General features: G+C 62.7%; 13 protein-coding genes and 1 tRNA gene. 10 read left to right on the forward strand and 4 right to left on the reverse strand.

Annotated elements, in window-relative coordinates; translation table 11 throughout:
- Positions 1–4: 4 nt before the first annotated feature.
- A complete protein-coding gene (locus ROH8110_RS00840; protein WP_085815905.1) occupies positions 5–940 on the reverse strand; it encodes a LysR family transcriptional regulator in 936 nt (311 codons plus the stop codon).
- Between the two features lie 112 nt (positions 941–1,052).
- Here ROH8110_RS00840 and ROH8110_RS00845 point away from each other — a divergent pair, with 112 nt between their 5' ends.
- The 6 genes from ROH8110_RS00845 to ROH8110_RS00870 all read left to right on the forward strand — a co-directional run bounded on the left by ROH8110_RS00845 (position 1,053) and on the right by ROH8110_RS00870 (position 6,697).
- Complete coding sequence (locus tag ROH8110_RS00845) at positions 1,053–1,523, forward strand: TRAP transporter small permease (RefSeq protein WP_085815906.1); 471 nt, start codon at positions 1,053–1,055, stop codon at positions 1,521–1,523.
- Entirely contained in the window at positions 1,520–2,830 is a 1,311-nt protein-coding gene (locus tag ROH8110_RS00850; protein WP_085815907.1) for a TRAP transporter large permease, read from the forward strand. Before ROH8110_RS00845 ends, ROH8110_RS00850 begins: the two co-directional genes overlap by 4 nt.
- Before the next feature lie 40 nt (positions 2,831–2,870).
- Positions 2,871–3,869, forward strand: a complete 999-nt coding sequence (gene dctP / locus ROH8110_RS00855) for a TRAP transporter substrate-binding protein DctP (RefSeq protein ID WP_085816915.1) — start codon at positions 2,871–2,873, stop codon at positions 3,867–3,869.
- A 63-nt stretch (positions 3,870–3,932) separates the two neighbouring features.
- Positions 3,933–5,033 carry an NAD(P)/FAD-dependent oxidoreductase gene (locus ROH8110_RS00860; protein WP_085815908.1) on the forward strand — a complete coding sequence of 367 codons (1,101 nt, stop codon included), beginning with the start codon at positions 3,933–3,935 and terminating at the stop codon, positions 5,031–5,033.
- Entirely contained in the window at positions 5,008–5,316 is a 309-nt protein-coding gene (locus tag ROH8110_RS00865; RefSeq protein WP_211330751.1) for a (2Fe-2S)-binding protein, read from the forward strand. The genes ROH8110_RS00860 and ROH8110_RS00865 overlap by 26 nt, the downstream gene beginning before the upstream one ends.
- The gene (locus tag ROH8110_RS00870; RefSeq protein WP_085816916.1) at positions 5,303–6,697 is read left to right on the forward strand and encodes an FAD/NAD(P)-dependent oxidoreductase; all 1,395 of its coding nucleotides are present in this window, start codon (positions 5,303–5,305) and stop codon (positions 6,695–6,697) included. Before ROH8110_RS00865 ends, ROH8110_RS00870 begins: the two co-directional genes overlap by 14 nt.
- Before the next feature lie 194 nt (positions 6,698–6,891).
- Here ROH8110_RS00870 and ROH8110_RS00875 read toward each other — a convergent pair.
- Positions 6,892–6,965: transfer RNA gene (locus ROH8110_RS00875), tRNA-Cys, on the reverse strand.
- A 144-nt stretch (positions 6,966–7,109) separates the two neighbouring features.
- On the opposite strand from ROH8110_RS00875, the gene ROH8110_RS00880 reads away from it, so the two are divergent.
- The 3 genes from ROH8110_RS00880 (at position 7,110) to ROH8110_RS00890 (ending at position 10,290) form a co-directional block, all read left to right on the forward strand.
- Complete coding sequence (locus tag ROH8110_RS00880; protein WP_085815910.1) at positions 7,110–7,763, forward strand: protein-L-isoaspartate O-methyltransferase family protein; 654 nt, start codon at positions 7,110–7,112, stop codon at positions 7,761–7,763.
- A gap of 43 nt (positions 7,764–7,806) precedes the next feature.
- Positions 7,807–9,210, forward strand: coding sequence for a TolC family outer membrane protein (locus ROH8110_RS00885; RefSeq protein ID WP_085816917.1), 1,404 nt, complete (start codon positions 7,807–7,809; stop codon positions 9,208–9,210).
- 72 nt (positions 9,211–9,282) lie between these two features.
- The gene (locus ROH8110_RS00890; RefSeq protein WP_085815911.1) at positions 9,283–10,290 is read left to right on the forward strand and encodes a prolipoprotein diacylglyceryl transferase; all 1,008 of its coding nucleotides are present in this window, start codon (positions 9,283–9,285) and stop codon (positions 10,288–10,290) included.
- Here ROH8110_RS00890 and ROH8110_RS00895 read toward each other — a convergent pair.
- Both ROH8110_RS00895 and ROH8110_RS00900 read right to left on the reverse strand, forming a co-directional pair.
- Positions 10,287–11,741: a cobyric acid synthase gene (locus tag ROH8110_RS00895; RefSeq protein ID WP_085815912.1), complete on the reverse strand. Its 1,455-nt coding sequence runs from the start codon at positions 11,739–11,741 to the stop codon at positions 10,287–10,289. The genes ROH8110_RS00890 and ROH8110_RS00895 overlap by 4 nt on opposite strands.
- A gap of 145 nt (positions 11,742–11,886) precedes the next feature.
- Positions 11,887–12,207: a DUF6280 family protein gene (locus tag ROH8110_RS00900; protein ID WP_085815913.1), complete on the reverse strand. Its 321-nt coding sequence runs from the start codon at positions 12,205–12,207 to the stop codon at positions 11,887–11,889.
- A gap of 218 nt (positions 12,208–12,425) precedes the next feature.
- Between ROH8110_RS00900 and efp the strand changes: the two genes are divergently transcribed.
- On the forward strand, positions 12,426–12,989 hold the full coding sequence (gene efp / locus ROH8110_RS00905; protein WP_085815914.1) for an elongation factor P: 564 nt from the start codon (positions 12,426–12,428) through the stop codon (positions 12,987–12,989).
- Positions 12,990–13,021 lie beyond the last annotated feature (32 nt).

The following is a 13,021-nucleotide window of genomic DNA, read 5'->3' on the forward strand; positions in this document are numbered from 1 at the left end:
GGCGTCAGTTGTCCGTGAGCACCTTTTCGACCTCGACCTGCATCCGTTCCACCGCGGTTTCCAGCTCGCGGATGAAGGCGCGCCCGGCCATCGATTGCGTGGCGTAGCCGGGCGTCAGGATCGAGACACTGTTCGAGATGCGCGGCCTGAAGCGCCGGATCGCCAGGCGGGCGCCTTCGGGAGCCTCTAGCAGGTGACTGTAGGCGGTGATCATGTCGCAGACCATCACGCAGACACCCGCCGCGACGAATTGCAGACCGGGCAGGAAGGTGCGCAGCTCAAGACGCTTCTTGAACCGGCAGCCGGCTGCGCTGAAGGCGGCTTCGGTCTGGACGGCGGTCCGGTGCTCGTCGAACAGGACGGCCATGGGGCGCCCGTCGAGATCGGCGGGGGTGATCGTGGCGGATCGGGCCAACGGGTCATCGGCGGGCAGGATGCAGACGCATTCGAGATCGTAATCGGTCTGCCGGATCGAGGCACGCGGGCGGGGTGTCTCGGAAAATCCGATATCGAATTGCTGGGACGCGACCAGGTCTTCGATGATGTCCGAGGAGCGCATGATCAGCGACACGTCGAGATCGTCCCGCCCTTCGAGAAACTGCGTCATCAGCTTGGGCAGAAGCACGCTGGAGGCCGCCGGGTGGCAGGCCACCTGCAACTTGCCCGATTGCAGCGTGCCGATCCGTTCGAGTGTGCGCTCGGCCCGTTCCACCCGGCCGAGAATCTCTTCGCATTCCTCAAGAAAGAAATGCGCCTCGGGCGTCGGTGTCAGCTTACCCTGTTCGCGCACGAAAAGCGCAAAGCCGAGCTGGCCCTCAAGCGATTGAATCATCGTCGACACCGCTGGCTGTGTCCGGCCGACAGAGCGCGCAGCCTGACTGATGGAGCCTGAGCGCATGACTTCGCGAAAGGTGGAGAGTTGCCGGAGAGACAAGTGCATGGGTATCAATCAAACTAATGACTTTAAAGATATTATGAAATTGATTTTATGGCTTCTGTCCAGTGATATATTTCTCAGCTCATCTCGGAAAACGACTGGGCGAGGGGGATAGATGGACACATTCGCCAAATACCTGCTGACAGCCCTGATCTGCATCGTGGCCCTGGGTCAGTTCGTGCAGGTTGTTACGCGCTACGTTTTGCAAGTGCCCGTGATGGGGCTTGAGGAAACGATGCTGTATCCGACCCTTTGGCTGTATATTCTCGGATCGGTCAACGCATCCCGCGAGAACACGCATATCCGCGCGAATGTGCTGGAGATATTCATCAAGACCGAGCGTGGGCACAGGATACTCGCGATCATTGGCGAGATCATCAGCCTTACCGTCGGGCTGTGGCTGCTGTCCTGGGCATGGGACTACACTCGCTATGCCTGGCGCGTCTGGCGTGAAAGCCCGACGCTCTACATCCCGACATTCTATTCAGATATCGCGCTTCTGGCGGGCCTTGGACTGATGATGATCTACACCGCTTGGCATCTTTGGAGCCATATACGCGACCTGCGCGGGGGGGATGCGACATGATCGAGATCGCGCTTCTCGCCATCGCCCTTCTGGTCATCACACTGACGCTGGGTGTTCCGCTGCCCTACTGTTTCGGCGCTGCGCTGATGGTGATGTATTTCGTCGGCGACGTGACCATGAAAGGCATGATGCTTTGGGGTTTCCAACAGCTTGGCAATCCGGTGCTGTTGGCGATTCCGCTGTTTGTGCTGGCCGGGACGATCATGTCCGAAAGCGGGATCGCCGCGTCGCTGCTGCGTTTCGTGAACGCCTTTATCGGTCATATCCGCGGTGGTCTTGGTGTGGTTGCGGCCGTGTCATGCGCCGTGATCGGAGCGATTTCGGGCTCAGGCCTGACCGGGATTGCCGCCATCGGCCCGCTCCTGATTCCCGAAATGGAAAAGCGCGGCTATCCGCGCGAATACGCCACTGCGCTGATCGCCAACTCGTCGATCCTGGGTCTGCTGATCCCACCATCTGTGACGATGATCGTCTACGGCTGGGTCACCGATACTTCGATCCTCGCGTGTTTCCTGGCCACGCTTGGTCCGGGCCTGATGATCATGTTCGCGTTCTCGGTCATCAACATGGTGATGTCGCGCAAGTTCGATCTTGTGCTGGACGAGAAGCCAACGTTCTCGAAACTTTCAGGCGAGGTCGCCCGGCGCGGATTCCATGCCTTTCCGGCGCTGCTGATGCCGGTGATCATCCTTGGCGGTATCTATGGCGGAGTGATGACGCCGACAGAGGCCGCGGCGGTGGCCGTGATCTATGCGGTGCCGGTCGGATTTCTGATATACAAGGGTCTGAAGCTGTCCAACTTCCTTTCCGCTGGCAGGGAGGCCGCGACCGCCGTCGGCGCGATCATGATGATGATCCTGTTCTCGATGATCCTCAGCCAGATGTTCGTCTACGAGAGTATCCCGCAGCAACTGGTCCAAGGCATCTTCGCGATCACCGAGAACAAGCTTCTGCTGCTGATCATGATCAATATCCTGCTGTTCCTGGTGGGCATGGTGGTCAATGACGTGACTGCGATCATCCTTATCGCGCCGCTGCTGTTACCCCTGATGAACGCCATCGGTGTGAGCCCTGTGCAATTCGCCGCGATCATGGGGGTCAATACCGCGATGGGTGGGGTGACGCCGCCCTACGCATCGATCCTCTATCTCGGAGCACGGATCGGCAAGGTGAAGGTCACCAAGGTCATACCGCCCGCGATGAAGCTGATCCTGTTCGGGTATGTGCCGGTGGTCTTCCTGACCTCGTTCTGGCCGGATCTATCGCTCTTTCTGCCGCGCTTCTTCGGCTATGACGTGGCGCCCTGACCCATCCGAAGCAATGAAGTCCAACAAGGAGAAAACCAAAATGAAACATGCATTCCTGACAACCGCCACCGCGGCCCTCATGGCGCTTGGTAGCATCGCGCAGGCACAGGACCTGAAGATGAGCCATGTGCGCCCGCAAGATGCGACCATCGACGTGGAACTGCGCGCGTTCTCCGCAGCCGTCGATGAGGCCACGGGCGGTGACGTGAAGATCAATATCTTCCCGGCCTCGGCGCTTGGCGATTACACCACCGTGCAGGAGCGCGTCAGCGTTGGCGCCATCGACATGGCGACCCAGCCTGCGGCGACCGCCGCCGACCGGCGCATGCAGATCAGTTCCTTCCCCTATCTGGCCGGAAACTGGGACCAGGCCCGCGCGGTCTATGGCCCCGGCGGTGTCGTGCGCGATGTCATGGCAGAGCTCTACGCCGAACAGGACATCACAATGCTGGCCGCCTACCCCGTCTATTTCGGAGGGATTTCGCTCAATGTCGAACATCCCGGCGCAGGTTCGGTCGAGCCGAATGGCATCAAGGTGCGCGTGCCGGGCATCAAGTCCTTTCAGTTGACCGGCGAGGCGCTTGGCTACATTCCTTCGCCGATCCCGTTTTCCGAAGCCTTCACGGCCGTCCAGACCGGCGTGGTCGATGGTGTCATCGGGTCAGGTGCCGAGGGGTATTACGCCTCGTTCCGGGACGTGACCAAGACCTACATTCCGGCCAATACCCATTTTGAGGTCTGGTACATGATCATCTCGAACGAGAGCCTCGCCGGTCTGTCGGCCGAGGATCAGGACGCGCTGAAGGAACAGGCGGCCGCCTTCGAGGCGACCCGTTGGGACGTGGCCGAAACCGATCAGGGCCGCAATGAGCAGCGTCTGGTTGACGAACTGGGTGCCACGGTCGTTGAATTGAGCGACGAGCAGCTCGCTGCCATGGCCGCGAAGACCCGTGCTGATGTATGGCCTGCTGTCCTTGAGGATGTCGGCGCCGACTGGGGGCAGGCGATTCTTGACAAGGTTGCCGCCGCATCCAACTGAACCAGCATGGGGCAGGGCGGTTCTTGCCGCCCCGCCCGTTTCTTTTCTTGTCAGGGCACGGATATGGAAACCGATTATGCCATCATCGGAGGCGGGGTTGTCGGCCTGTCGCTGGCTTGGGGCCTCTTGAGGCGCGGGCGGACGGTGACGGTTCTCGACGGCGATGACGGGTCATTCCGCGCCAGCCGCGGGAACTTCGGGCTGGTCTGGGTCCAGTCCAAGGGCATGAACCAGCCTCGCTATGCCCGCTGGTCGCAGCAATCCGCCGCGATCTGGGCAGAGTTCGCCGCGGAACTGGGCTTCAATACCGGCCAGAACGTGCCGTTGGAGCAAAGGGGCGGCTATGATCTGCATTTCTCGGAGGAAACCCTGGAAGCCAAGGCGGCCCAGTACGAGACGCTCAAGGCCAAGCTGGGTGGCGATTACCCCTACGAGGTGCTGGGCCATAACGCCCTGCGAAAGGAGGAACCTCATATTGGGCCAAAAGTCGTGGGCGCGATCCTGCACTATCAGGATGGCCATGCGAACCCTCTCAGGCTGCTGATGGCCCTCGCGGCCGATGTCCGTCGGATGGGCGGGCGCGTATTGACCGGCAAGACCGTGACAGGGGTGACGAAAACCGACGGGTTTCGCGTTGCCTGTGCGGACGGGACGATGGTCGGTGCGGGCAAGGTCGTCCTGTCGGCGGGGCTTGGCGCGGCAGAGCTTGGTCCGCGAATGGGATTCAGGGCGCCGGTGCGCGCGCAGCGCGGACAGGTGCTGATTACCGAGAAGCTGCCGAAGCTGATCAACCGGCCCTCGCTCATCGCCCGCCAGGTCGACGAGGGTGGCATCCAGATCGGTGCCACCAACGAAGAGGTCGGGCTTGACGATCGCGTCACGCAGCCGGGTCTTTCGGGACTGGCCGCAAGGGCGGTCGCCGCCTATCCCGCGCTGGCCAAGGCGCAGCTCTTGCGAAGCTGGGGGGCGCTGAGGGTGCTGTCGCCGGACGGGCTGCCGATCTATCAGGAAAGCGCCACGATGCCGGGGGCATTTCTCGTGACCTGTCATAGCGGCATCACGCTGGCCGCCGCGCATGCCCGTCTGATGCCTGATTGGCTGGAAGGCAGCGATGTGGCCCCGGATCTGGAGGTGTTCAGTGAAGACCGCTTCGCCGTTTCTTGAGACCGACGCGGGCCCGCGTGTCGATGTCATGTTTGAAGATGTGCCGCTGCGCTTGCCCGAAGGCGCGAACCTTGCCGCCGCCCTTCTGGCGGCGGGTGTCCAGGTGTTTCGGCATACCAAGACCACAGGCGCGCCGCGTGCGGCATTCTGCATGATGGGCGCCTGTTTCGACTGCCTTGTGGAGATCGACGGCGTGGTGAGGCAGGCTTGTATGATCGAGGTGTCCGATGGGTTGGAGATCAGCAGGCCAGAATCGGCAGAGGTGCATGATGATCCGGCGTGATCTTGTCATCATCGGTGCCGGGCCCGCGGGCATGGCCGCAGCGGCGACGGCGGCTGATCTGGGCCTGAGCGTCAGCATTCTTGACGAGCAGCCCCGTGCCGGCGGGCAGATCTATCGCGACGTGGACCGCGCCGCTGAACTGCGCGGCGATATCCTGGGCAAGGATTACGCGCACGGGGCGACCCTGACGGCAGGTTTGCGCAGCAGAGCGATCGATCACTTGCCCGGTGCCGTGGTCTGGGCGATCGAAGAAGGTTTCCGCGTTTCCTACAGCATCGACGGGGAGGCAGCGCAGCTGTCTGCCTCGCATGTTCTTCTGGCGACGGGTGCATTGGAGCGGCCGATGCCGCTGCCAGGTTGGACCCTGCCCGGGGTGATGACGGCGGGTGCCGGGCAGATCCTGCTCAAGCAGTCTGGCGTTCTGGCGCGCAACGCCGTGCTGGTGGGTTCGGGGCCGCTGCTTTACCTCATTGCAATACAGATGATCCGCGCGGGAACGCCGCCCGCCGCCATGATCGAAACCCAAGGCCGGGGCGACATCATGCGCGCGATGCGTCACCTTGGCGGCGCGCTTCGAGGGTGGCCCTATCTGCTGAAGGGCATGAGGATGCTGGGCGAGATTGCCCGCGCCCGTGTGCCGCGCTTTATCGGGGCGCAGGATATCAGGATCGAAGGCGACTCCTGTCCCGAGGCCGTCGCGTTCACCAGTGCGGGGCGCACCCGACGGATCGCTTGCGATACGGTCTTCCTACATCACGGCGTTGTGCCGAACACGCAGGCCGCGCGGTCTCTCGGGATCACTCATGCATGGGATGACGCGCAGAACTGCTTTGCCCCGGTGCTGGATGAATGGGGACAGAGCGATGTCGAGGGCGTTTTTATCGCCGGAGATGGCGCCGGCATCCGAGGGGCAAGGGCGGCAGAACATGCCGGCGGTCTTGCCGCGCTGAAGATCGCCGAGACGCTTGGCCACATCAGCGGTCCGGACTGTATGGAACGTGCGGCTCCCCTGCGTGCCGCGCTGACGCACGAATGCGCGCCGCGCGCTTTCCTCGATGCGGCCTATCCGCCCTTTCGCGAGGCGCTTGCGCCCGCAGACAGCACGATTGTCTGCCGCTGCGAGGAGGTCACGGCCGGGGCAATCCGCCGCTATGCCGGTATGGGCTGCCTTGGACCGAACCAGGCCAAGGCGTTCGGACGGGCTGGGATGGGGGCTTGTCAGGGGCGTTTCTGCGGCCTGACGGTCACAGCGCTTCTCGCCGAGGCCAACGGGCGGACCGCTGACGAGACAGGTCATTTCCGTATCCGCCCACCCCTGAAGCCCGTGACGTTGGGCGAGTTGGCCGCCATGGATGAACAGGCACAGGATGCGGCAGAGTAAGTGGAACGCGGTGTTGCAAGCCAATGGTTGCCGCCCCGTGAACGCACCCGGCCGGTCATGGCGTGAGCCGAAAGCGATCCGATGGTGTCGAGTATGTCTGAACGCTGACAGCCGATCATCTCGCGTGCCGCGGATCGATCCCTTCAGGGCACCCGATACGCAGTTGAAGATCTGCCTGATGTTCTTGGGGAGAGTGGAGGCGAGTACCGGAATCGAACCGGTGTACACGGATTTGCAATCCGCTGCGTCACCACTCCGCCAACTCGCCGCTCAAGTGGTTGAGATCGGTTATCCGATCATTGCTCTCTGCGCAAGGCCCGGCGCGCAGCTATTGTGCGCGCATTTGCGTTGTTCCCCGCTGATCTATATGTGAAGATATGAAGCAGGTTCATGGAAGACAAGAGTTCGGCCGATGACAGATTATGCCGCGCGGCGCGCCGTGATGGTGGATACGCAAATCCGCCCCTCCGATGTAACGAAATTCCCGATTATCGACGCGATGATGTCGGTTCCGCGCGAGGCGTTCGTGCCTGTGGAACTGCGCGAGGCCGCCTACATGGGCGAGAATATCGACCTGGGCGGTGGCCGGGTGATTCTCGATCCGCGCATTCTGGGCAAGATGCTTGACGCGCTGGACATCCAGGCCGATGAGCTGGTGCTGGATGTGGGCTGCGCGCTTGGCTATTCGTCGGCGGTGATGGCGCGTGTCGCCGAGGCCGTCGTCGCGGTGGAAGAAAACGCCGAAATGGCAGGTGAGGCACCGGGTCTCCTGTCGGAGAATGGAGCGGATAACGTCATCCTTCAGGAAGGGCCGCTGACGCAGGGCGCCCCCGAACACGGGCCTTATGACGTGATCGTCGTCGAGGGCGCAGTCGAACACCTGCCCCAGACGCTGTGCGATCAGGTCAAGGAAGGCGGTCGCATCGCCTGTCTCTTCATGGAAGGGGCCTTGGGCGCGGTGCGCATCGGCTACCGGATCGACGGGGAGATTTCATGGCGCTTTGCCTTCAACGCGGGCGCTCCTGTGCTGCCCGGTTTCGAGCGTCACGCAGCATTTGCCCTGTGAGCGGCGCTGCCGCCGGGCCAAGAGGGAGCGTCCATTGACACGCCTGACGACAAAGAAAGTTCTCGCCCCGGTTCTGGCACTGGCCTTGGCGGTCTCGACCCCCATCACGGCCTGGTCCGAGACATTGGCGGATACGCTGGTCAGCGCATATCGCAACAGCGGCCTGCTCGAACAGAATCGCGCCTTGCTGCGCGCGGCTGACGAGGATGTCGCTGTGACGGTATCGCAATTGCGCCCGATCATCGGGTGGTCGGCGGATGTGACCCGCGGGTTCGGGCGAAACCGCACACAGGGCAACGGCTCCGTGTCGATCGATTCGACCGACGCGAGCTTTGGACTGACAGCGCAGTTGCTGCTGTATGATTTCGGCCGCACGCGGCTTCAGGTGGAGGCGGCCAAGGAAACCGTTCTCTCCACCCGCGAGAGCCTGCGCAGCATAGAGCAGCAGGTGCTTCTGCGGGCGGTCGCGGCGTTCATGAACGTTCGACGCAACAGCCAGTTCGTGTCGCTGCGCCAGAACAACCTGCGCCTGCTGCGGCAGGAATTGCAGGCGGCGCGTGACCGGTTCGAAGTGGGTGAGGTGACCCGCACGGATGTATCACAAGCCGAGGCGGCGCTTGCGCTTGCGCAAAGCGGATTGGCATCGGCGCAGGGCAACCTGACACGGGCGATCGAGGAATTCGTGAGCGCCGTGGGCCGCGAACCGGGGAACCTGCAGGCTCCGGGCTCCTTGCCGAATCTTTCGGGCGATGTGAACGCGGCGAAAGCCGTGGCCGTGCGCGCCCATCCCGACATTCACAGCGCTCAACACGATGTGGCCGCGGCGGATCTGACGGCGGATGCTGCTGCGGCGGCGACGCGCCCGCGGATCGGACTGAATGCGCGCGCTGGCGTCGAGGAAGAATGGGGCGGCAGCGACTACGTGCGCTCGGGCAGCGTGGGCGTAGAGATCAGCGGCCCGATCTATCAGGGCGGCCAGTTGACCGCGCTCAGACGTCAGGCCATCGCGCGGCGCGATGCGACGCGCGGCGCGCTGCATCTTGCGCGCCTTCAGGTGCAGCAGGATGTCGGGAATGCCTATGCCGATCTGCGTGCCGCCCGCGCCAGCCGTGAGGCCAGCCAGGAAGCCGTGCGTGCCGCGACAGTGGCATTCCGGGGTGTGCGCGAAGAGGCGCAGCTGGGTGCACGCACGACACTGGATGTGCTGGATGCCGAACAGGACCTGCTGGATGCACGCACCAACCTCATCTCGGCGGAAATCGACGTATATGTTGCGGCTTATGCGATCCTGGCGGCGATGGGGCAATTGACCGCGAAGGATCTGAACCTCGCGGTTCAGACCTACGATCCGGCAGCCTATTACAACCTGGTGAAGACGGCTCCGGTCGATATCAGCCCCCAGGGGCAACAGCTTGATCGGGTGCTGCGCGCGCTCGGGAAAGAGTAAAACACGACCTAACCAGTTGTGTGAACACGCCCTCGCGGATAAACTTGGGTGAGGCAAGAGTGGTGCAGGAATATGTCTGATCCCGTCAGCAATGCGGAAATCGAGGATGTCTTGTCCTCCATCCGGCGTCTGGTTTCGAGCGGTGACCGCGAGAAGCCGAGCGACGTCGTCGGGTCCGGCTTTGAAAGCGCCAGCAAACTTGTTCTGACACCCGCATTGCGCGTGGACGAGGTCGATGAGTCCCCGGCTGAGGCGCCGCCGCTTCCTGCGGCGGATGACGCTGCTGTCGCGCATGACCGGTTCGAGTTCCGCCATGCCGTGCGGGAACATGAGGCCGATGAGGCGGGCGAATCGGAAGATGAGACAGCCGACACGACCCAAGCCGTTGATGCCGGATCGCAGGACGCTCCGGAAGACGATGTGGCCACCGAAGGCACTGCTGGGGATGACCCGCTAGCCGACGCCGTCGACAGGCCGACAGAAGATGCCGCCGATGATATCGATTTCGTTGCCGCCGGCGACGATGACTTATCCGTCCGCAATGAGAGCGCGGATGACGATGCGGACGACGAAACGCATGAGGATGCAGACATCGCGGCGCTGGAAGACCGTATCGCCGGCGTCGAAGCCGCCGTGGCGGCGCGCGACGACGAGTGGGAGCCCGATGGCGAGACTGACGAGCCCTATTCCGGCTCGGACGTCACTCCGATGGCCTGGGAAGATTATGCCCCCGAACCCGAGCTGCGGGAACCGCACTTCGATGACGAACCTGACGATGAGTGCGCGGACGCTCCGGCACCTGCCGCGCCCGAGAATGGCGATGAGGCCGTTCAGGACGCGGAAGAGACCGTCGCCGCGTCCGCGTCTGACATGGCCGAGGAAGCCGAGGATGACGATGCGGATTTCTGGTCGGACGATGCGGATGAGGGGATTTTGGACGAGGCTGCGCTGCGCGACATGGTCAGCGAGATCGTGCGCCAAGAGCTTCAGGGCGCCTTGGGCGAGCGCATCACGCGGAATGTGCGCAAACTGGTGCGCCGCGAAATTCATCGCGCGCTGACCAGCCAGGAATTCGACTAGGCGCGCGGGGTCGCGGCCAGTTCCAGTATCCTGTCAAGATCGAGATGCGTTTCGACGTGGTCAGCGAGCGATTGCAGTGCATCCTCGACGCTTGAATCGTATTTCAGCCCCGATTTCACGCCGAGTTCCTGCAGAAACGCCGCGCGAAACCCGTCCGACGCGAAAAGCCCGTGCAGATAGGTGCCGCGCACCCGCCCCGATGCCGATGCGGCGCCTTCGGGGCGGTCATCGAGATGCAGCCACGCGCGCGCGCAATCGGGTCCGGTCGTCTCGCCCAGGTGGATCTCGTAGCCCGCAACCGGGTCGCCGGTGGCGGTATAGGTGGCGCTGGTCATGGACAGGCGTTTTTCCGGTTTCATCACGGTGGTGACGTCCAGATGCCCAAGCCCCGCCACCACGCCGGGTGCGCCTTCGATCCCGTCGGGGTCGGCAAGTTCACGACCCAGCATCTGGTAGCCGCCACAGAGGCCCAGCACATGCCCGCCGCGCCGGATATGCGCCCGGAGGTCGATATCCCATCCCTGAGCGCGGAAATGTGCCAGATCGGCAATGGTCGATTTACTGCCCGGCAGAAGGACCAGATCGGCATCGCCAGGCAATGGCTGACCGGGCTCGATGAAGACAAGGCTGATTCCCGGCTCTGACGAAAGCGGGTCGAGATCGTCGAAATTGGCGATCCGCCCGAGACGCGGCACGGCGATCTTGAACCCGCCGCCTTGGGATGAGCGAAGGTCGAGCACGTCCTCGGCCGGGAGGCGCCAAGCATCGTTGAACCATGGTAAAACCCCGAGCGATGGCCAGCCGGTGCGCTGTTCGATGGCGGTCATGCCCGCGTCAAACAGGCTGGGATCGCCGCGAAACTTGTTGATGGCGAAGGCCTTGATCCGCGCGGCATCGGCCGCGGACAACACCGCCTGCGTGCCGACGATCTGCGCGATGACTCCGCCGCGGTCGATGTCACCGATCAGGATGACGGGCAGGTTGGCAGCCTCGGCGAAACCCATATTGGCAATGTCGCCTTCGCGAAGGTTGATTTCCGCGGGACTTCCTGCGCCTTCGATCAGCACCAGATCGGCATTTGCGCAAAGACGGTGGAAACTTTCGAGCGCGGGGGTCAGGAGCTGCGGTTTCTTGTCGGCGTAGCCCTGCGCGCGCAATGTGGCGAAGCGGCGCCCCTGAAGGATGATCTGCGCGCCGGTATCGCTTTCTGGCTTGAGCAGAACCGGGTTCATGTCGGTATGGGGCTGGCGGCGTGCGGCCATCGCCTGAAGCGCCTGTGCGCGGCCTATCTCGCCGCCCTCGGGCGTCACGGCGGCGTTGTTCGACATGTTCTGTGGCTTGAACGGAGCCACCGACAGGCCCCGATTCGCGAATGCGCGCGCGAGACCTGCGACCAGCATGGACTTGCCCACGTTCGACCCTGCGCCCTGGATCATGATCGCCTTCGCCATGTTCTGCCCTCCTGCCGTTCAAGCGCGGTGATACAGGCTGGACCGAGGCGGGGGAAGGTGGCAGGCGTAGGCGTGGCGCGGCGCTGCGCAAAGAAAAAACCCCGCCGTATCCGGCAGGGTCTTTTGCAGCGACGTCAGGTTGTGTTCAGGCGGCTTCGGCCTGTGCGGCGGCATTGCGCCGTTCGCTTTCTTCGCGCGACAATGCGACCGAGGTGCGCACGCCCTTGGATACGAAATCCATGAGACCGTCGACGACGCGCTCATTGGGGTCGATACCGGCGCAAGACAGCACCTCGCGACCGTCGCGCGACCGCGCCCAACGGGCGATCTGCTCGGGGCCGTTGCCGTATTTCTTGTCGTCCGCGATGGCGTCATCCAGCGCGGCCAGAACTACGGCTGCAAATAGTTTACGGGCACGGTTGCCCTGTTCGGCATTGAAGGCCGTGCCGTCAACGAAATCCGTCATGGTTCGTCCTTGATGTTATTGCTCTTGTCTTTTCGGCGTGCAGCCGGTTATGGCGAAGTTTGATCGATTCGGATAGAGCGTACATGCATAGCATCTATGCGTCAGGCGCATATCAAGGCCTTTCTTTTGCACGGGCTATCGTCATCTTGCCAGTCATGGTCTCCCCAGATATAGGGGGGCTCAATCCTTCATCAACCTTTTGTCACGGTTTTGCCAGAATGCCCAAGATCAATGGAAACGAGATCAGACCCGGAAATATCCTGGAACATAACGGAGGTCTGTGGACTGCCGTGAAGGTCGATCATGTGAAGCCCGGCAAGGGTGGCGCCTTTGCTCAGGTTGAAATGCGCAACCTGCGCAACGGCTCCAAATTGAATGAGCGGTTCCGCAGCGCCGACAAGGTCGAGCGCGTCCGCCTGGAGCAGAAGGATCAGCAGTTTCTTTATGAAACCGACGGTCAGCTGGTATTCATGGACAGCGAGACCTTCGAGCAAATCGAGCTGCCCGCCGAAATTCTGGGCGAGCGCCGCCCTTTCCTGCAGGACGGGATGACGGTGCAGGTCGAATATTACGAAAACGAGGCGCTGAGCGCCGCTCTGCCACAAAAGGTGGTTTGCCGCGTGGTCGAGACCGAGCCTGTGGTCAAGGGTCAGACCGCGGCCAACAGCTTCAAGCCGGCAGTTCTGGACAACGGCATCAAGGTCATGGTGCCACCCTTCGTGGGGTCCGACGAAGAGATCGTCGTTAATACCGAGACCATGGAATACGCCGAGCGGGCCTGAACGCCAGGCACAGCCGGTCAGTCAAGTTGTCG

The sequence above is a fragment of the Roseovarius halotolerans genome, assembly GCF_900172255.1.
Classification (GTDB): domain Bacteria; phylum Pseudomonadota; class Alphaproteobacteria; order Rhodobacterales; family Rhodobacteraceae; genus Roseovarius; species Roseovarius halotolerans.